Origin of the sequence: Vibrio sp. SG41-7 (assembly GCF_014164465.1) — a bacterium.
In the GTDB taxonomy this organism is placed as follows: Bacteria; Pseudomonadota; Gammaproteobacteria; order Enterobacterales; family Vibrionaceae; genus Vibrio; species Vibrio splendidus.
In genome coordinates this window covers 97,390-117,382 of record NZ_JACJFF010000003.1, presented here as the reverse complement: position 1 = coordinate 117,382, position 19,993 = coordinate 97,390, and the positions used below count along the sequence as shown (strand labels likewise).

Here is a 19,993-nt window from a genome sequence, read left to right as displayed (position 1 = left end):
TTACATCAGGGCCATGAACACAATAATAATGTGCTCAATAAATAGGCCGAATATATGAAGGCAATGACTCTATTACCAAACGTGTAAAATTACTTGCAAACTGGGTGGGTCCATATATGACGGGGAGTGGTGTGTTCTGTCAGGTAGTGTCGGTGTGGAGCGGAATATTCCTGACTTTTCCGCTTCTCCGTAATCCGGAATGATAAGGATGGAGTGTTTTTTATTCAGGATGTTGGAGTGTTGGGAGGTTCCCGACTCAGTCGTTCCTCCCTCTTGGGAGTGACGAAAGAGAGGTTGAAAGTAAGCTATTAGTGTTAATAGGGGGATTGTGGCTAATGCATTGCAATCGAAACTACCGTCATCTCCTAAAGCGACGAAGGAGCGTAATAGGAGATCTGATTTTGTGCTTCATCCAAGAAAAAAGGTTGATGCTTTCACATCAACCTTATGATTTTCATTCCAGCTTTATCAGCCAAGCTCACAGTCTTTAGGGCGTAACTGAAACTCATCAATTGAGCCAATCTCCACACCTGCCGACAACTTATCTTCCTCATTATGAGCATTACCGTGCGCATGCATAATCAGGCGATTTGCCGTGCGAGGTTTAAGTTGGCTGACCACAAAACGCATCATGTCTGAGCGTGTTAGACCTTTGAGGTCTTCTAAGACACGCTCTCTCTGATTGAATTCCAAGTCCTTATTGCCTATCGCAACCCATAAGCGCTGAGCGCGACCGCGCAAGGTGGTATCTGGCGTTGAAATCTGATTCCAGAGGCCGCGTTTACTGCTGTGCCATTGATAGTCGTTAAGCTCCAACAGCACCATGTAAAAGGCATTGAGGAACTCATCTATCGAGGCTAACAAGTCTGCCGGGGCAGCATTCGGTGATTGCACATATAACACAATACCTGGGTGTCGGTTCAACGGCATATTGCCAGTGCCGACCATATAGCCTAGCTGCTGCTTGGTACGAATTTCATGGAAGAAGGTGGCTGACATCAAATGGTTCGCCAATGAATACAGTGCAATGTTTTTAGGTGAAATATCAGCGCATTGGTAGTAAACCACGATGGCTGAATCATCTTGATTACATACGACTTCGCGTTGGAAGCTACCATTTTCACCCAACATGATTAATGGGCGTAGTGACTCTTCGTAAGCTTGGTCTTGAACACGTAATGCATCTTTTAGCGTTTCAGCCATATTGTGTGCATCGGCTTTTTTCCAATCACCATACACAAACATTTCGACATGCAATTCTGCCAAGATAGCTTGAACAAAAGAAGAGAGTTCATCGACCTCAATCGTTTCCAATGCTTCAATTAATACGGAATAAGGCGGGTTATTTGGCTGAAGTACTCCGGTCATCGCATTAAACAGCTGCGAAATAGGACGATCTTGTGACGCATTATTCCAGTTTCTGAGCAATTGATGCTTTATAGTTTCAAAGCGTGTTGGACTAAAGTCGCGTGCTTGGAAGCGCTCAAGGATCATATTGAGCAGCTGTGGTTGCTTTTCGCTGAATCCCGAAAGCGTGAGTGTTACACCGCCCTGATGGGTATACATGTTGTAGCCCATACCCGCAATCTCAGCCTGATACGTATCTTTTTCAAGCGAGTCCAAGAACATTTCTACACACAAGCGTGTTTTAACGATGTTTCTCGGGGTGGCGACTGAGTGTGGGCTGTCGATAGCGATATACACCACACCTTTAGGTACTCGAAATTGATGGTCTTGGAGGTGCCATAACTTAAAGCCATCCAGCTCTTCTAACAGTTGTGGGTGCTTAGCATCACCTTCGAGTTCAGCAGGGTCTAAGTCGTAGCAAATAAATGGGTTTTTACTTGGCAGCTCAAACATCCAGCCGGGGTTGATGCACGTAAAGCATTGGGTCTGCTCTGAGCTAAAAGGCGTAACGGAGTAGGGCGTAAAATACCACTTCGCTTCTCTATCATACTCGAAACCTTGAGCTACGATGGTGACCCGCATGTTGTCGACAGATAAGTAGGGAAGCAAAGAGCGTTGTAACTCTTCGTCAAAGTGCGACATCTTATAATCGCCATACACCACATCTTGCTCTTGATAGTGCTGCATGTTGATAACAAGATGACTGACGACATCGAGCGGTCTGGAGGGCTCTTGAAAGCGGAAAGCGGACTCTAAAACGGCGCGTTTTTCAAGATAACGCCACTCTTCGATGCCTTGTTGTTCAATGAGTTTGATGTACTGAAATATTGCTTGAACGACGTTATCGGTTTTGGTTAAGCCTTCGATGGTCATTGAGCAACTGATCGTGAAGTCACGATAGTTACTGCCACTTGCGCCGCCACCTGCCGAGAGGGAAGTAATCCAACCTTTCTCTTTCAGCTGCATCATCAAACTGCCTTCGCCTTCGTAACCGATAAGGTGTGCAAAGAATGATAATGGCTTAATCCCATAGTGCTCGTCCATGCTGGGCATTGGGAAGGTTAAGATAAGTTTTCGTACTTCTTTTATCGGTTTAACGTGTACTTGTACACCCGTGCTTAATTCGCCAACAATCGGAACTGCAACCTTTTTACCTTGTAGTTTGTGATTGGTAATCGAGCTAAAACGCTCCTCAACCCAACTTTGCATCTCATCTAATGATTGATTGCCAGACAGTGTCAGCGTCATTAGATCGGCTGAATATTGTTGCTGGTGGAAAGCCAAGATCTCTTGTCGAATCGTTTCACCGTTTCTGTCACCCAACGTCTCGATATTACCGACAGAAAACTTCGAGAATGGGTGATTGTAATTCACCAGTTCTTTGGTAACTTGGTACAAGCGTCGCGAGTCGTCGTTGAGTTTCATTTTGTATTCTGAATCAACGGCTTGGCGTTCTTTATCTAGTGCTTCTTCGTTAAAAAGTGGCGCTGTGAAAAATTGGCTGAAGCGATCGAGTGCGGTTTCAAAGGCATTCAATTCAACATCAAAAAAGAAGCAGGTGTGTTCGGTTCCGGTCCAAGCATTGTTGCTACCACCATGTTGGCTGATAAAACTTTGGAACTCTCCGACCTTTGGATACTTTTCAGTTCCCAAAAATAGCATATGCTCTAAGTAGTGCGCTAAACCCTCTCGGTCGGTAGGGTCATCAAAATGCCCGACATTAACGGCGAGTGCGGCTGCAGCTTTTTGAGCGTTCTGATCGTGAACTAACAGTACTCGCAATCCGTTATCCAAGGTTACGTAACGGTATTGATGTTCATCATTAGGGCTTAAATGCACAGAAGCATCTCCAGAGAAGGTGGTTTTTAAATTATGTACGCGATGATTTGAGGTGCAAACCTTGCGATCACATTTTGGGATATGAAGAGCTTTTTGGCGACTTCTAAATCATTTTTATCGATTTTTATCAGTGATTTATTTTCTTTTAATAAGATTGTTAAGAAAGTCGAACTCTTTAGCAAGTGACTTGATATAATTATTTATATAGACTGCGGCTTCTCTAGTTTGAGAGCCAAACGCTAAGTAGCGTATCGCTGATATGGGATATATCGACTTTCGAAATGTTACGTAGACAGGACTGAACATGAAAATATTCATAATGCGCCACGGTGAAGCAGAACATTTTGCGGACTCGGATGCAGAACGAGCGTTAACCAAGCGCGGGAAAATGGCATCTCTTGCAGTGGCTCAAGCTGCAAATGAGCAGGGGATTAGTCAATTCGATAAAGTGCTTGTGAGCCCATATTTAAGGGCACAAGAAACGTGGTTAGAAATCTCTCAGGCTTTTTCTGGAAAGAAAGTAGAAACCTGTGATGATATTACGCCTTATGGAATGTCCGACGACGTGTTTGATTTGACCGTAGCAATGGCAGAAGTAGAAAAACTAGAGACCATTTTATTTGTTTCTCATTTACCTCTAGTGGGCTACTTAACAGCAGAATTTGCAACGGGCATGGCGCCACCTATGTTTCCGACGTCAGGTTTGGCTTGCATTGAATTCGACCTTGAGACACAAAAAGGCGAGTTACTTTGGAACATCAATCCATAGTCGAGGTTTTATCTAACCTGTAGGCTGAAAGATAACAAAGAAAAGGGCACCTCAATGATTTGAGGTGCCCTTTTCTGTTTTTGACGTTGGGGGGGAATAGCGAGTCAGGGTTATTTGTCTGGAATAGCAAGCAAAACCAACAACGCACCGTTACCACCGAACTCTAAAGGTGCTTGGTGAAAGGCCATCACGTCAGGGTGCTGCGCTAACCACAAAGGCACCTTCTGTTTAAGGATGTGTTTACCGATACCGTGCTGAACACAGGCACACGCCACGCTCTCTTTCACGCAGTGCGCAATCATGGCTCCTAACTCGCGCTTCGCTTCTTGTTGAGTCATACCGTGCATATCAAGATACACATCAGGTACGTAGACACCACGACGTAAGCGCTTCACCTCATACTTAGAGACATCATCACGCGCATAACGTGTTGGGCCTTCTTCGCTAAGATGCGGAATGAACTCATCCGAGAAATAAAACTCGCTATCACTGGCTTGTCTTGCCGTTCGAGTAATTTCTTTTTGCTTGGCATTTCTTTTTGGCTGCTGGACTATGGTATCCTGTTGCAACTTTTTAACGCCCTTTACTGCATCGTTGAATAGGGCGAAATCGTCATCGAAGTCGGTGTCTTTTTTGCTCATCAGGTTATGAATTCTAATTAGAAACGTAATTAGCAGTATTGTAGCGCTTTTCGGAGACAATTTTGGATAAGATTTTTGTAGAAGAAGCGGTATCAGAACTACACACGCTTCAAGATGTGATTCGTTGGACTGTTAGTCGCTTTAACGCAGCGGGCCTTTTTTATGGTCACGGCACTGATAACGCGTGGGATGAGGCGGTACAACTTATTTTACCTACTCTTTATCTGCCGATTGATGTTCCTTCGCATGTTATGAACTCTCGTCTAACGAGCAGCGAACGTCTGCGTATTGTTGAGCGCGTAATCAAGCGTATCAATGATCGTACACCAACGGCTTACCTAACCAACAAAGCTTGGTTCTGTGGTCTAGAGTTCTTCGTTGATGAACGCGTTCTTGTGCCTCGTTCGCCAATTGGTGAGCTGATCGAAGCTCAATTCCAACCTTGGTTAACTGAAGAGCCAACGCGCATCATGGACCTTTGTACGGGTAGTGGCTGTATTGCTATTGCTTGTGCTCATGCATTCCCTGACGCTGAAGTAGACGCGATTGATATTTCTACTGACGCATTGCAAGTTGCTGAGCAGAACGTTCAAGATCACGGCATGGAGCAGCAAGTGTTCCCAATCCGTTCAGATCTTTTCCGTGATTTGCCAAAAGAGAAATACAACCTGATCGTATCGAATCCACCTTACGTGGACGAAGAAGATATGAACAGCTTGCCAGAAGAGTTTACTCATGAGCCAGAACTTGGCCTAGCGGCAGGTACTGATGGACTGAAACTGGTTCGTCGTATCTTAGCTAACGCGCCAAACTACCTAACGGATGATGGTATTCTGATCTGTGAAGTGGGCAACTCAATGGTTCACATGATGGATCAGTACCCAGAGATTCCATTCACTTGGATTGAATTCTCTAATGGTGGTCATGGCGTATTCATGATCACTCGTGAGCAGCTAGTGGCTTGCGCAGATGAGTTCTCTCTCTACAAAGACTAAGTTTTTTATAGACTAAGTTTGCACAGACTAAGGTTTATATAGACTAAGCTTTGTATCGAAAAAGCTTCTTTGATTAGATTCGAGTTACCTTCGTTATTAAAGAAACCCTATCTGTATTAATTTAAACGCCATGCAGCAATGCATGGCGTTTTTTATTGCCTAAATTTTGGATATCGTACTTAGCGTTGAGGATTTGTTGCATATTATTTAGTTGCTTAATATGAATAACCATCACATATTGATGGTCAATGTTTAGTCGTTTTAGTGAGTTAAGGAGAATTCGCGATGAGCTTTGATACATGGATTTATTATTTATTAGCGGTGCTGGTTTTGACAGCTTCGCCCGGACCAAGCTCTTTATTATGCATGACTAAAGGTGTGCAATCTGGCTTTAAATTATCGATATTTACCGCGCTGGGTAGCTTAACCGCGATTACTGGAATTCTAACGTTATCGTTTACCGGGCTGGGTGTGATTATCGCTTCGTCTGAGGTGGTGTTTAATGTCATTAAATGGACCGGTGCTGCTTACCTAATCTACCTTGGTTGGAAGTCGCTACGTTCTAGTCAGCAAGATTATGACAACCTATCCAATCAACAATCCGATTCTAAATCGGTTAAAGAAAGTGCTGCGCAGCATTACCTCAGTGGCTTTATTGTTGGCGCGAGCAATCCCAAAGCTATTCTATTTTTCACCGCACTTTTCCCCCAATTTATTGACCCATCGATCGCTCTGGTTCCACAGTTCACCGTGTTTGCTTTGACCTTCGCCGTGATGGAATTATCTTGGTTAATGGTGTATGCCTACTTGGGCGCGAAGTCGTCAAATTGGTTGTTTGCTAAAGGCCGAGCCAAGGTATTTAATCGTGTCACTGGAGGCGTCTTTATTGGGGCTGGTGCACTGCTTTCGACAACCAGTCGAGCATAGCTTTTGATTTATCAAATTGTTGAATAGTTACAGAAGTTTCTTGGTGTTGTCATAAAAGGTTAATATTAATGTGCTTGCTGATATCGGCATAAAGTCGATATATTGGTGTTACACCATCACGTTCTCGAGGAGAGACATATGCAGCATCAAGAAATGATTCAACACAGTAATTTTGGCGTTATCAGTCGCACTTGGATTTTCTCTACCCTTTCTCTAATGGGTATTCTTGCTCTAATGTAGTCAGTTTTATGGCTCAATATTTTCAGTTTTTATTATGAATACACTTGTTAAAAAGTCTTCAAAGTCAGAACTCTTACTCTCGTAAATGTGGCTCTTCTCATCAGTCTAGCCACTTAGCTTTTCCTCTTCGTAAAACAGCTAATCAATCTTCTCTCATAAGCTCATCGCGTAACCTCATCTGAAGTTGTTATCAAACTGTGATAATCTTAAATCATCTTTTATCTACAGTGTGCCTCTCATGTCTGTCTGGGATTCTATTTCATTTAACAATCGATTTACCGCATTACCTCGACTGTTCTATACCCCAATTCAACCTACACCGCTCAGCAATGTCCAATGGCTCGCATGGAACCATAATCTTGCGAATGAACTTGGCTTTCCGTCATTTGAAAACGCTTCCGAGGAATTGCTTGAGACGTTATCTGGCAATGTTGAACCTGAGCAGTTTTCGCCTGTAGCAATGAAATACGCAGGTCACCAGTTTGGCTCTTATAACCCGGACTTAGGTGATGGAAGAGGGCTGTTATTAGCTCAAGTTGTGGCGAAAAGTGGCGAAACGTTCGACTTACACCTAAAAGGTGCAGGCAAAACACCTTATTCACGTATGGGCGATGGTCGTGCAGTTATTCGCTCAACGGTTCGTGAGTATCTATGTAGCGAAGCGATGGCGGGTCTTAATATCCCAACCACACGTGCGTTGGCGATGATGACCAGCGATACGCCGGTTTATCGTGAGAAGCAAGAGTGGGGCGCATTGTTGGTGCGCGCTGCTGAGTCACATATTCGTTTCGGTCACTTTGAACACCTGTTTTATACCAATCAGTTGGCAGAACATAAATTATTGGCCGACAAAGTCATCGAATGGCACTTCCCAGAATGCCTCGATCAAGATAAACCCTACGCAGCCATGTTTAATGAGATTGTTGATCGCACCGCTGAAATGGTCGCATTGTGGCAAGCGAATGGTTTTGCTCACGGAGTCATGAATACCGATAACATGTCAATTATCGGGCAAACCTTCGATTACGGCCCATTCGCGTTCCTTGATGAATATGACCCAAGATTGATCTGTAATCACTCGGATTACCAAGGTCGTTATGCTTTCAATCAACAGCCTAGAATTGGATTGTGGAACCTATCGGCACTGGCGCACTCACTTTCGCCTCTGGTAGATAAAGCCGAACTTGAGGCGGCACTCGAACAATACGAACCACAAATGAATGGTTATTTCAGTCAGATGATGCGTCGTAAGTTGGGGCTGCTTTCGAAACAAGAAGGTGACAGTCGTTTGTTTGAATCTATGTTTGAGCTGATGTCGCAAAACAAAGTCGACTACCCAAGATTCTTTAGAACGCTGTCGAACTTGGATACCTTGCCGCCACAGGAAGTGATTGATTTGATTATCGACCGCGAGGCAGCAAAGCTATGGATGGATAACTACTTACAACGCTGCGAATTAGAAGAGAGTTCAGTGGCAGAGCGCTGTGAAAAGATGAGACAGGTAAACCCTAAATACATCCTTAGAAACTACCTAGCTCAGCTTGCGATAGACAAAGCAGAACGCGGTGATAGCAGCGATATTGAAGCATTAATGGTGGTTCTGGCTGACCCTTATGCAGAACACCCAGACTATGAATACCTTGCCGCCTTGCCGCCTGAGTGGGGCAAAGCCATGGAAATCAGCTGTTCCTCTTAACCTTCTATGATTCTTTGAGTCGCTAAGTACAGGTAGAGGTCACTAAGATGTGATCTTTATCTGTTTGTTCGTCTAACTTTACAAACATGTCAATAATCAAATAATCGGCCAGCCTATACACTATGTGAATAAGTTGTAAATTTAATAGGTTTGGGCGATGCCAACAAATACTCGAATTCTCGTGGTGGATGATGATCAAGAAATCCGCGAGCTGCTGGAAGAGTACCTCACAAAATCGGGTTTCGATGTCTCTTCTGTTGGAGACGGTGTTGAATTAGAAACCCACCTGCAAAGCCAAGGTTATCCAGACCTGATTCTGCTCGATGTTATGCTCCCCGGTGACGATGGTTTTACCTTGTGTCAGCGAGTTCGAAAGCAATCCAATGTGCCAATTATCATGCTGACAGCGGTATCGGATGAAACCGATCAAATTATTGGTTTAGAAATTGGTGCCGATGATTACATTGCCAAGCCATTTAGTCCGCGCCAATTAATGGCTCGTATCAAAGCACTACTACGCCGTGTTCAAGTGGTGGATGACAAGCCAAGTGATGCACTGCCAAAGCAGATTATTTTTGGTGATTGGACGCTCGATACACTAGCGCATCGAATCTCCCACAATGAAAATTCAGAAGAAATGGACTTGTCAGGCAGCGACTTTTCTTTGTTGATGTTGTTCTTAACTCGTCCTAATGAAGTTCTCGATCGTGACACCATCTCTTTCGCCACCAGAGGTCGCGAAGCGCTGCCTTTTGAGCGAGGCATTGATGTGCAGCTTAGTCGCCTGAGAAGTCGGCTGGGCGACAGTGGTAAATACCCTCACTACATCAAAACCATGCGTGGCAATGGCTACATTCTTGCTGTGCCGGTTCAGTATGAACACTAAGCATGACCTACTGTTAATGAAGTAATGCTAATAAAGTATTTCCAATGAAGTATTCCGGATGAAATATCTCGTATGAACTGGATGAGTTGGTTGAAACCAAATTCGTTAGTCGCAAGAACCTTATTGTTGACGCTGTTAGCCGTGGTGATAGCTCAGGGTATCGCAACGTCTATATGGTATAGCGAATCAAAACACAAAGAGCTGGAAGGGATTCGTTCTGCTTCGTCGAGCATGGCGAACATGTTTGCTTCAACGGTGACTTTTTTCCAATCTCTACCCGTTAAATATCGTCATATCGTGCTGGATCAAATACGGAATATGGGCGGTACGCGCTTCTTCGTTTCTTTCAATAAAGAGGCTTTGATTGTCGAACCGATCCCCGATACCCGTTTAAAAACCGCCTCGATTGAAGCGATAGAAAGTGTTTTGAGTAGCAAACTCAATAAAGTGGCGTCAGTGCGGGTTGATTTTTCTCGTCCTGAACACCTTCGCTTGCTCAAAAATGACATCTATTTAAGCGATCTTCCGCGATCATGGGCACATCATACTTTAACGTTAGAACCGCTGAATCCACCCATCCTGGTTGTACAAATCGAATTGACCAGTCACGAATGGGTATACATTGCGGCATTGTTGCCTGCTCCATATGTGAAACTCGACGATACGATTCTTGGCAGAGAGCAGGTGATCTTCTTAGTTTCTTCAACGCTTATTCTGCTGGTTCTAACTTACTTGATGATTCGTCGCCAAGTGCGTCCTCTGAAAAAGTTAGCAAGAGCAGCTAATGAGATGAGTATGGATATTCAGCAGCCCCAACTGAAAGAAGAGGGGGCGACTGAATTGGTCACCGCGACGCGGGCTTTTAATCGAATGCAGCAACGGATTCGTCGCTATGTTGCCGACCGTGAGCACCTTTTCTCTGCTATCTCTCATGACTTAAAGACGCCAATAACGCGGCTTAGGTTACGAGCTGAGTTGTTGGAGAGTGAAGTAAAGAAAGACAAATTCAATAAAGATCTCGATGAGCTTGAAATGATGGTCAAAGGTGCTCTTCAGGCCGTAAGAGATACTGACTTACACGAGAATAACGCCATTATTGACCTCAATGAAATGGTGCTCTCTGTGATTGAATCTCATAACCAATACCAAACAAAGGTAGAGTTCGAGCCGGTCGTCATTGAGCCATTGGTCGCGAAACCACTGGCGATTAAGCGTGTACTGACCAACTTAATCGACAACGCAGTTAAGTATGGTTCATCTGCCGTAGTGGAAGTTAGTGGTGATGAGCTTTGGGTGGTCGTGACTATTCAAGACCGTGGTAATGGCATTCCAGAAGACAAACTAGAGATGGTCTTTGAACCTTACTTTAGGCTTGCAACCGACGACCAAGGACACGGACTTGGCCTCGGGATCTGCCGAAATATCCTGCACGGACACGGCGGAGATCTCATTATTCGCAACTCCTCTCAAGGCGGCTTAGAAGCCAAAGTCTATATCCCAACAGGCTTAGAAGTGTAATGTAACAATTGTGTTACATAGGGCTTACCTTTTGTTTCAATCTTATCAATCAGAATAAGTAGACTCTTTATTGAACCGGACGTCGAGTCCGCTAAAACATGGAAGATAATAATGAAAATCAATAAAACCCTACTTACTCTATCTCTTCTTGCTGCCTCAACATTTTCTCAAGCTGGTGAAGTGGAAGTGCTTCACTGGTGGACTGCCGGTGGCGAAGCGAAATCCGCAGCGGTACTGAAAGAGATGATTGAAGAACAAGGCCATACTTGGAAAGATTTTGCTGTTGCTGGCGGCGGCGGTGAAAGTGCGATGACTGTTTTGAAAACTCGAGCAGTATCGGGCAATCCTCCATCTGCCGCGCAGATTAAAGGTCATGATATTCAGGAGTGGGGTGGTTTAGGTTTTCTAACGTCTCTCGATGCGACTGCTAAACAAGAACAATGGGATGAACTACTACCAGAAGTAGTGACTAAAGTGATGAAGTGGGATGGCGAATATGTGGCAGTTCCTGTCAACGTTCACCGTGTTAACTGGCTTTGGGCTAACCCTGTTGTTTTAGAAAAATCAGGCGTGACGGTTCCAACTACGTTAGATGAGTTCTTTGTTGCTGCAGACAAGATTAAAGCGGCTGGCTTCATTCCACTGGCTCACGGTGGCCAACCTTGGCAAGACGCAACCGTATTCGAAGCGGTGGCTCTTGATGTTCTAGGCAGTGAAGATTACAACAAAGCGTTCGTTGATCTTGATATGGACGTATTATCTGGCGACAAGATGGTGGAAGTGTTCACCAAGTTCAAAAAGATGCGTGACTACATCGACAGCAACTCTCCAGGTCGTGATTGGAATGTCGCAACTTCAATGGTTATCAATGGCGAAGCCGCGATGCAAATCATGGGTGATTGGGCGAAAGGTGAATTTACTGCGGCAGGCAAAGTGCCGGGTAAAGATTACATCTGTGCACCAGCACCGGGGACTGATGGTCAGTTCACTTTCAACATCGATAGCTTTGCGTTCTTTGAGTTAAGTGACAAAGAAAACCAAAAAGCGCAGCAAGATCTAGCGAAAACTATTCTTACTAAAGACTTCCAAGAAGTCTTCAACCTTAACAAGGGTTCTATCCCTGTACGTCTAGATATGGACATGTCTAAGTTTGACCAATGTGCGTTGGACTCAATGGCAACCTTCAAAGCGAGTGCTGAATCGGGCGATCTTGTTCCTAGTATGGCTCACGGTCTAGCGACAACAAGCTACGCTCAAGGCGCTATCTATGACGTAGTGACCAACTTCTTCAATGAGAAAGATGCCGATCCGAAACAAGCGGCAGCTAAGTTAGCAAAAGCAGTGAAAGCGGCTATCTAATCTAACTTGATAAGCGACACACAACGCACGTGAGTGACGGGTTGTGTTGCTTTATCGAACCCCCAGGGTGGGTAGGCTCGTAGGGAGCCTATCTGCTCTTCACTCCCAATTCTAATATGCGTGATGCTGATGTGGTGCCGAAAGGTAAGCCATTGGCTCGATTGTGCAACAAGGATAAGTTATGGAGCATGTTTTGACTGAGTCGACTCCAAAACCCACAAGGAGCCAGCCTGCACCGAAACCGAGTTTTGCTGACAGGTTGCAACATTGGTTACCTAAAATTGTGCTGGCGCCAACTGCGTTAGTGACCGTGGTGTGTATCTACGGCTATATATTTTGGACGGCCGCACTGTCGTTCACCAACTCTCGATTTCTTCCGAGCTTCAACTTCGTTGGTTTAACCCAATATGAAAAGCTGATGGATAACGATCGTTGGATCACCTCAATCACCAACCTCGGTGTGTTTGGTTTTCTATTCATGGCGATTGCTATCTTGCTAGGTGTTGGTTTAGCGGTATTGCTTGACCAGAACATCCGTCAAGAAGGCGCGATTCGTACTATCTACCTATACCCAATGGCGTTGTCATTCATCGTGACGGGTACGGCGTGGAAATGGATTCTTAACCCGGGTCTTGGCATTGAAAAGCTGATGCAAGACTGGGGATTTACTGACTTCAAATTTGACTGGCTCGTCAATTCTGAAATGTCGGTTTACACCTTAGTGATTGCAGCACTTTGGCAGTCTTCTGGATTCGTGATGGCGATGTTCTTAGCCGGTCTGCGTGGCATCGATTCTTCAATCATCAAAGCGGCTCAAATCGATGGGGCAAGCTTACCCACTATCTATCTCAAAATCATTTTACCTTGCTTGCGCCCTGTGGTTTTCAGTGCGGTGATCATTACTTCTCACATTGCAATTAAGAGCTTTGACCTTGTGACGGCAATGACGGCTGGTGGCCCGGGTTATTCATCGGATCTTCCTGCGCTATTCATGTATGCCCACTCCTTTACTCGTGGTCAAATCGGCCTTGGTGCTGCCAGTGCGATGATGATGCTTGCCGGCATTTTAGCGATTCTCGTGCCTTATCTTTACTCTGAACTTAGGGAGAAAAAGTCATGATGAATAACATCAACTTTGCTCGAATCTTTATTTATTCAGCACTGCTTTTCTTCTGTTTAGTGTACCTAATGCCATTATTCGTGATGGCGCTGACGTCATTCAAAACTCTGCCAGACATCAAGGCGGGCAACCTGATGAGTTTGCCAAAAGAGTGGGTGTTCGATGCTTGGTATAAAGCGTGGGACACCGCTTGTACTGGCGTGAAATGTGAAGGCATCAAAGGCTACTTCTGGAACTCGTTCCAAATGGTGATTCCTGCGGTTGCGATTTCAACATTGCTCGGTGCATTCAATGGCTATGTCGTGACGAAATGGCAATTCAGAGGTTCAAACCTGTTCTTTAGTTTGTTGTTATTTGGCTGCTTTATTCCATTCCAAGTGGTGCTACTACCAATGGCAACCATGCTCGGCAAGATGGGGCTAGCGAACACAACCATCGGCTTGGTGATTGTGCACGTTATCTACGGTATGGCATTTACCACACTGTTTTTCCGTAACTTCTATATCTCGATTCCTGATGAATTGATCAAGGCGGCAAAGCTCGATGGTGCTGGCTTCTTTACGATTTTCTTCAAGATCTTATTACCGATCTCGACACCAATCATTATGGTGACGGTGATCTGGCAGTTCACCGCGATTTGGAATGACTTTTTGTTCGGAGTGGTCTATTCCGGATCAGATACTCAGCCGATCACCGTGGCATTAAACAACCTAGTCAACACCAGCACTGGCGTTAAAGAATATAACGTCGACATGGCTGCCGCGATCATCGCCGCACTGCCAACGCTGTTGGTGTATGTCTTCGCAGGAAAATATTTTGTTCGTGGCCTAACGGCAGGATCAGTAAAAGGATAATTACCCATGGCAACATTAGATTTAAAACAGATCCGTAAAACCTATCGCAACGCGGACAACGAAACGTTAAAGGGCATCGACATCAGTATCGATTCGGGGGAATTTTTGATACTTGTCGGCCCTTCGGGGTGTGGGAAATCCACCTTGATGAACACCATCGCTGGGCTAGAGAATATTAGCTCGGGTGAGATTGTAATTGATGGCATAGACGTGGCGCAGGTTGAACCTAAAGATCGCGATATCGCGATGGTATTCCAGTCGTACGCGCTTTATCCAAACATGACGGTACGCGGCAATATCGCTTTCGGTTTGAAGATCCGCAAGATGCCGCAACAAGAAATTGATGCTGAGGTCAATCGAGTGGCAGAAATGCTGCAAATCGAACAGTTGCTTGATCGTAAACCGTCGCAACTTTCTGGTGGCCAGCGTCAACGTGTCGCGATGGGACGCGCTCTAGCTCGTCGTCCTAAGCTGTATCTATTTGATGAGCCGCTTTCTAACTTGGATGCCAAGCTGCGTGTTGAGATGCGTCATCAGATTAAACGTCTGCACCAGAAGCTGAATACCACGATTGTTTATGTAACCCATGATCAGATTGAAGCTATGACACTCGCTGATCGCATCGCAGTAATGAAAGACGGTGAACTGCAGCAGTTAGGCACACCGCAAGAGATCTACACCAAACCCAACAATATGTTTGTGGCTGGCTTTATGGGTTCACCATCAATGAACTTCATTAAAACCATGGTGGACTTGGATGAGGAACAGAATCCGATTATTAAAGTGGTCGGTACCGCAGATCAAGAACACCATATTCGTTTGCCACAAAGTATGCGCGACCAAGACGGCAAAGAATTGGTGATAGGGCTGCGTCCTGAGCACATTACCGAGCAGCAGGGTGACGATGTTTCTGCCTCTACAAAGCTAGACTTACAGTTAGAGGTATTGGAACCGACAGGGCCAGATACTATTGCGATGGTTAAAGTGAACGACCAAGAAGTCGCGTGTCGTTTATCGCCAGAATTTGAAGTTTCCGTTGGGCAAATGGCACCGCTGCATTTTGACTTATCGAAAGCGGTATTCTTCGATGCTCAAACCGAATCGAGAATCGATTTCTAAGTTTTATAACGGGTTATATTTCTTTGAACACCTCATCTTTTGATGGGGTGTTTTTGTGTCAGAATAGACAAATTCATATTAATGATAAAAAACTCAGTAGAGTCTATGCTTGATGGGAGATTAATTTTTATAAAAAGGATGTCTGCAATGAGAGTCCAATTACTTGCAGGAGCAATGTCACTTGCTCTTCTTTCCTCTCCTGTATCTGCTGTTGTTAATCATGATTTGAGAGATAGTTATATTGTCGTTTTGAAAGGTAGTACGTCGGTGTCACGAGCGAATGATATTGCACGTGAAGTTGCCAATGGGCGCGGTGTAGTCGGTCATCAATATAGCCATGCCCTGAAAGGATTTTCAGTCAAGGTCCCAGAACAAGCACTCAAAGGTCTTAAAAATAGGTTCCCTGAGATTGATTACATTGAGCCTGATATCGTCATGCATGCTTTGCCGCGAGGGGGTAAACCTAATCGAGGCGGAGGTGGCGATAGTGTTGAGCGAGACCCGCAACAGATCCCTTGGGGTGTAACCAGAGTCAACGGTGGGACAAGTGATATGAGTAACGCTTCAGTCGTTGCTTGGGTCATTGATTCGGGCATTGACAGCAACCATCCCGATTTGAACGTAAACAAATCTCGAGGGGCAAACTTCACTCGCGGTAAGAAAAACAATACGAATGATGGTAATGGTCACGGCACGCATGTAGCAGGAACGATTGGTGCCTATGATGATGGTTTTGATGTCGTTGGCGTTGCCCCCGGTGTGCAGGTAATTCCAGTACGAGTTTTAGATAATAGTGGTAGTGGCTCAATGTCGGGCGTGATTGCAGGTGTTGATCATGTTGCACGCTATGGCGGATCTGGTGACTGTGCCAATATGAGCTTGGGAGGAGCTGGATCTTCCGCTGCCTTAGATAGCGCTATTAAAACAGCTGCTGCCCAAGGGATATTTTTCTCAATCGCAGCGGGTAATTCAGGCCAGGATGCAAGTGGTTTTACGCCAGCTAGCACTAACGGTACAAATATATTTACTATCTCAGCATTTGGAGAAATTAACGATAGCTTCGCTTACTTTTCCAATTATGGTTCTGATGTAGATTACGCTCAACCGGGAGTCGATGTACTATCGACTAAAGCGGGAGGAGGAACGGTTTCTTACAATGGTACTTCAATGGCGGCTCCTCACTTTTGCGGAGTACTGTTAGTAACCAGAGGCTTATTCTCTTTAGATGGGGCTGTGAATAATGATCCTGATGGAGATCCGGACCTTATTGCAGTGAGCAATTAATTCGTTTAACAGTATTGAAAGCTTAATAGGTAAAACAATGCCGTTGTAGACAATAAAAAATGACCTGATGGGTCGTTTTTTATTTTGAATAATCATCGAGTAGACAGCTAATTATCATCAAAGCTGATATTTAGTGTGATGTGGCTATATAAAGCTGACGTAGAAACGCGTAGGATCACACTACTTTAGATCAAATACTAGGTTGCACTTTGGTGCATAGACAGAATAAAACATGAAACTAACAGCAAAACCAGCGGCGAATAACGCTTTACTTATTTCTATTACGACACCGGATTTTAAAGGTGACGAAGCAAAAGAGTCTCTTGCCGAACTTGCTCGCTTAGTGACAACCCTAGGGTTTAAAGTAGTCGGTACGCAATCGCAACACCACAGTTCATCTCAAAGACAAAATGTGCTGGGTGCCGGTAAGCTTGCTGAAATTGCACACCTAACAGGTTATCAAGGCTCTATTGAAGAAGCAGAAGATGAAGACTTTATTGATGAGTCGTTTGATTTTAATGTTGAAATCGATGAGCTAGATTTTGATGATCTTCCAACGGGCAACTTCCAATACGGTGCCGCTGATGTTGTGGTATTTGACTGTGATTTAAGCCCATCTCAAATGCGTACTGTTGAGGCGAGTTTGGGTGTGGAAGTATTTGACCGTACTGGCATCATCATCGAAATCTTTAGCCGTCACGCTCGTACTCGTACTGCTCGTCTGCAAGTTGATATCGCTCGTCTAAACTACTTAGTGCCACGACTTCGTGAAACGGCTGAGGGTGATAAAGAGCGTCAAATGGGTCAGGGCGCAGGTGAAACTTCACTAGAGCTAGACCGTCGTAACGTACGTGACCAAATTGCTGCTCTTAAGCGTGAGCTAGTAAGCGTACAAGATGAAATGAAGACCCGACGCACAAGGCGCGCGGAGCTTTTCACTGTTGCTTTAGTTGGCTACACCAATGCCGGTAAGTCTTCGATGATGCGTGCAATGACCGCAACCCAAGTGGTCGGTGAAGATAAACTGTTCGCAACGCTAGACACTACGGTTCGTGCGCTTCAACCAATTACTCAGCCACGTATCTTGGTTTCAGATACCGTGGGTTTCATCAAGAAACTGCCACACGATCTGGTTGCTTCATTCCACTCAACGCTAGCAGAAGCGCATGATGCTTCACTGCTTTTGTATGTGGTTGATGCTTCTGACGTTTCGTTCCGAGCTCAGCTTGATGTCGTACACGACGTATTAGCACAAGTGGGCGTTGAAGGTAGCGAAAAACTATTAGTGCTGAATAAGTGCGATAGATTGACTGAAGAACAGCAATTAGAGCTGATCGAAGAATTCCCAGATGCGATGCTAACGTCGACTCGTGATCCGCTAGATATTACGAAGCTGCACAAGTACATCGTTGGTGTTGCTGAAGAAGGCATGATCGAAGAAGAGATCACTATCCCTTATTCTGGACAAGGCATCATCGGCGAGATCCGCTCAAACATGAGTGTGGTTAAAGAAGAGTACGACTACGAACACATCAAATTAACGGTTCGTTCAAGCGCCATTGATTTAGCGCGACTGAAAAAGCGTATGCAGAAGTCTTAATCTTTTAGCTAGCTTAAGAAAAATGACCAAAAGAAAAGCGACCCGTTAAGGTCGCTTTTTTTATTGGTTGAGCTTAATTAACTCTGTATTGAAATGCCTATGCCATTCTTTGCGCCGGCTTCCAGCGTGCTAGCTCTGGATCAAGCTTGATGCCTTGTGAGGTCAGCAAGTTAACACGTGCTAAGTAAGCCGCACCGTGCATCAGGTGCTTAGCAAGGTCGACCGCATTACGCTGTTGGTAATCATCTAGGTAGCTGTCTTTTGCCCATGCGTTGAATGCGCCAAGTGCCGGGCCAGCCCATACTTGGTAATCCATTTCACGACCTTGTTCACCTGTGTTTGACCAGCGGCTAGAAAGCCCTAAGTACCAACGGAAGATCAACGCCATCTTACGCTTTGGGTTGCCTTCAGCACGTTCGATCTGTTTAGGATCGCGCTCGTTAAAGTGCGCCACAGTCCCCGCCCAAATGTCATCCAGTGTTGAACGGAATACTTGCTTCTCTAGCTTCAGACGCTCTTCTACTGGAATCGCTTCAATAGAATCGTAACGTGTATAAAGCTCGTAAAGTTTGTTGGCACGCATTGGGAACAAGGTGCCACGCTTAACCACTTGCAGTTTCACGCCCATTTCGAACATGTCTGCTGCCGGAGCCATAGTCACGTCTGCCATTTCTGTTGTTGAAAGCAGCTTACGTGTGTGTTCGCTCGCGCCAGCCTCAACACACGCTTGGTTGATTGAACCGGTAACAATGTAAGCAGCACCCATGTTAAACGTCGCTAGAGCAGCATCAGGCGTACCTATGCCACCACCACAGCCAACACGCAGCGGAGTTTTGAATTGGTACTGTGCTTGGATTTGCTCTTTCAGTGCAAGAATCGTTGGCAGTAGGGTAACCAGTGGGCGGTTATCGGTATGACCACCAGAATCGGCTTCTGCAGTAATGTCATCAGCCATAGGAACCAGCTGTGCCAGTTCCATCTGTTCTTCTGTGATTCGGCCTTCATCAACCAAAGCTTGCAGCATTTTTACAGGAGAAGGCTGCATGAATTTACTCGCGACTTCAGTACGGCTTACCTTAGCAATAACCTTGTTGCCAATCTGTATCTCACCTTGCGCATCGCGGCTAAGACCTGCTGCACGGTAGTGAACGATTTGCGGTGTTAGACCTAAGAAAGCAGAAGCCTCAACCGTTTTCACTTTGTGCTTCAAAAACAGCTCAACACTGCCACGCTCTAACGCGGGTTCGCTTGGGCTGTGAATCAGGTTGAACGCATAAGGGCCGTTTGGCAGTGCTGCTTGGATACGGTTTATCGCTTGCTCAACGCGAGATGGGATTAACCCCGCAGCGCCAAATGAACAAAGAATGCCTGCTTGGCCTAGCGCAATCACCAACTCTTCTGATGAGATGCCGTTTGCCATTGCGCCTGCGTAGTAAGCGTATTTCACGCCGTGGCAGCGACGAAAATCTTCGTCGCCTAGGCTTTGTGTACCAAGAGCCGGAGCAAAGGCGCTAACAGGTTGGCTGTTCGCCGAGCTTGCTGAATCGCCTGATGCAATCTCAGCTTGTTGGCTTACGCCTAAGCCTTTTTCTGGGTGGTTCACGACGTAACAAGCAAGGCTTAAGTCTTTCAATATTGTCGACATTGCTGCGTTATCAAAGCGAGTTGTGCTCTCTTGAATCTGCCAAGGCCACGGAGATAGCTTTTCGTTATTGATAGTGGTTTGAGTTGTCATAATT

The 19,993-nt window shown here is 45.3% G+C and carries 15 protein-coding genes; 12 read left to right on the top strand and 3 right to left on the bottom strand.

The window, feature by feature from the left end:
• Positions 1-468 precede the first annotated feature (468 nt).
• The gene (locus H5300_RS01650; RefSeq protein WP_182795291.1) at positions 469-3,246 is read right to left on the bottom strand and encodes an insulinase family protein; all 2,778 of its coding nucleotides are present in this window, start codon (positions 3,244-3,246) and stop codon (positions 469-471) included.
• A 304-nt stretch (positions 3,247-3,550) separates the two neighbouring features.
• Here H5300_RS01650 and sixA point away from each other — a divergent pair, with 304 nt between their 5' ends.
• Complete coding sequence (sixA, locus tag H5300_RS01645; protein WP_017076794.1) at positions 3,551-4,015, top strand: phosphohistidine phosphatase SixA; 465 nt, start codon at positions 3,551-3,553, stop codon at positions 4,013-4,015.
• A 110-nt stretch (positions 4,016-4,125) separates the two neighbouring features.
• On the opposite strand, the gene smrB is transcribed toward sixA, so the two are convergent.
• Positions 4,126-4,656: an endonuclease SmrB gene (smrB, locus tag H5300_RS01640; RefSeq protein WP_004736048.1), complete on the bottom strand. Its 531-nt coding sequence runs from the start codon at positions 4,654-4,656 to the stop codon at positions 4,126-4,128.
• 62 nt (positions 4,657-4,718) lie between these two features.
• Here smrB and prmB point away from each other — a divergent pair, with 62 nt between their 5' ends.
• The 11 genes from prmB to hflX all read left to right on the top strand — a co-directional run bounded on the left by prmB (position 4,719) and on the right by hflX (position 18,254).
• Positions 4,719-5,651 (top strand): 50S ribosomal protein L3 N(5)-glutamine methyltransferase, encoded by a 933-nt coding sequence (gene prmB, locus H5300_RS01635; RefSeq protein ID WP_017076792.1) that lies wholly within the window; start codon positions 4,719-4,721, stop codon positions 5,649-5,651.
• Positions 5,652-5,936: 285 nt separating this feature from the next.
• Positions 5,937-6,578, top strand: coding sequence for a LysE family translocator (locus H5300_RS01630; protein WP_102515597.1), 642 nt, complete (start codon positions 5,937-5,939; stop codon positions 6,576-6,578).
• Positions 6,579-7,056: 478 nt separating this feature from the next.
• The gene (locus tag H5300_RS01625; protein WP_182795290.1) at positions 7,057-8,514 is read left to right on the top strand and encodes a protein adenylyltransferase SelO; all 1,458 of its coding nucleotides are present in this window, start codon (positions 7,057-7,059) and stop codon (positions 8,512-8,514) included.
• Positions 8,515-8,671: 157 nt separating this feature from the next.
• On the top strand, positions 8,672-9,400 hold the full coding sequence (locus H5300_RS01620; RefSeq protein ID WP_017076788.1) for a response regulator: 729 nt from the start codon (positions 8,672-8,674) through the stop codon (positions 9,398-9,400).
• A 72-nt stretch (positions 9,401-9,472) separates the two neighbouring features.
• Positions 9,473-10,918 carry an ATP-binding protein gene (locus H5300_RS01615; protein WP_017076787.1) on the top strand — a complete coding sequence of 482 codons (1,446 nt, stop codon included), beginning with the start codon at positions 9,473-9,475 and terminating at the stop codon, positions 10,916-10,918.
• Positions 10,919-11,029: 111 nt separating this feature from the next.
• On the top strand, positions 11,030-12,277 hold the full coding sequence (locus H5300_RS01610) for an ABC transporter substrate-binding protein (protein WP_004736057.1): 1,248 nt from the start codon (positions 11,030-11,032) through the stop codon (positions 12,275-12,277).
• A 181-nt stretch (positions 12,278-12,458) separates the two neighbouring features.
• Complete coding sequence (locus H5300_RS01605; protein WP_010439457.1) at positions 12,459-13,397, top strand: carbohydrate ABC transporter permease; 939 nt, start codon at positions 12,459-12,461, stop codon at positions 13,395-13,397.
• The gene (locus H5300_RS01600; RefSeq protein ID WP_004736059.1) at positions 13,394-14,251 is read left to right on the top strand and encodes a carbohydrate ABC transporter permease; all 858 of its coding nucleotides are present in this window, start codon (positions 13,394-13,396) and stop codon (positions 14,249-14,251) included. The genes H5300_RS01605 and H5300_RS01600 overlap by 4 nt, the downstream gene beginning before the upstream one ends.
• Before the next feature lie 6 nt (positions 14,252-14,257).
• Positions 14,258-15,370, top strand: coding sequence for an ABC transporter ATP-binding protein (locus H5300_RS01595; RefSeq protein ID WP_182795289.1), 1,113 nt, complete (start codon positions 14,258-14,260; stop codon positions 15,368-15,370).
• A gap of 138 nt (positions 15,371-15,508) precedes the next feature.
• Positions 15,509-16,654 carry a S8 family serine peptidase gene (locus H5300_RS01590; protein ID WP_182795295.1) on the top strand — a complete coding sequence of 382 codons (1,146 nt, stop codon included), beginning with the start codon at positions 15,509-15,511 and terminating at the stop codon, positions 16,652-16,654.
• A 232-nt stretch (positions 16,655-16,886) separates the two neighbouring features.
• The gene (hflX, locus tag H5300_RS01585; protein WP_108156723.1) at positions 16,887-18,254 is read left to right on the top strand and encodes a GTPase HflX; all 1,368 of its coding nucleotides are present in this window, start codon (positions 16,887-16,889) and stop codon (positions 18,252-18,254) included.
• A gap of 97 nt (positions 18,255-18,351) precedes the next feature.
• Here hflX and pfaD read toward each other — a convergent pair whose 3' ends face one another.
• Positions 18,352-19,989, bottom strand: a complete 1,638-nt coding sequence (gene pfaD, locus H5300_RS01580; RefSeq protein ID WP_182795288.1) for an eicosapentaenoate synthase subunit PfaD — start codon at positions 19,987-19,989, stop codon at positions 18,352-18,354.
• Positions 19,990-19,993: the final 4 nt, after the last annotated feature.

Coding starts and splice junctions, on each gene's coding strand:
- sixA (WP_017076794.1), top strand. CDS start 3,551: ATGAAAATATTCATAATGCGCCACGGTGAAGCAGAACATTTTGCGGAC.
- smrB (WP_004736048.1), bottom strand. CDS start 4,656: ATGAGCAAAAAAGACACCGACTTCGATGACGATTTCGCCCTATTCAAC.
- H5300_RS01630 (WP_102515597.1), top strand. CDS start 5,937: ATGAGCTTTGATACATGGATTTATTATTTATTAGCGGTGCTGGTTTTG.
- H5300_RS01625 (WP_182795290.1), top strand. CDS start 7,057: ATGTCTGTCTGGGATTCTATTTCATTTAACAATCGATTTACCGCATTA.
- H5300_RS01620 (WP_017076788.1), top strand. CDS start 8,672: ATGCCAACAAATACTCGAATTCTCGTGGTGGATGATGATCAAGAAATC.
- H5300_RS01615 (WP_017076787.1), top strand. CDS start 9,473: ATGAACTGGATGAGTTGGTTGAAACCAAATTCGTTAGTCGCAAGAACC.
- H5300_RS01610 (WP_004736057.1), top strand. CDS start 11,030: ATGAAAATCAATAAAACCCTACTTACTCTATCTCTTCTTGCTGCCTCA.
- H5300_RS01605 (WP_010439457.1), top strand. CDS start 12,459: ATGGAGCATGTTTTGACTGAGTCGACTCCAAAACCCACAAGGAGCCAG.
- H5300_RS01600 (WP_004736059.1), top strand. CDS start 13,394: ATGATGAATAACATCAACTTTGCTCGAATCTTTATTTATTCAGCACTG.
- H5300_RS01595 (WP_182795289.1), top strand. CDS start 14,258: ATGGCAACATTAGATTTAAAACAGATCCGTAAAACCTATCGCAACGCG.
- H5300_RS01590 (WP_182795295.1), top strand. CDS start 15,509: ATGTCTGCAATGAGAGTCCAATTACTTGCAGGAGCAATGTCACTTGCT.
- hflX (WP_108156723.1), top strand. CDS start 16,887: ATGAAACTAACAGCAAAACCAGCGGCGAATAACGCTTTACTTATTTCT.
- pfaD (WP_182795288.1), bottom strand. CDS start 19,989: ATGACAACTCAAACCACTATCAATAACGAAAAGCTATCTCCGTGGCCT.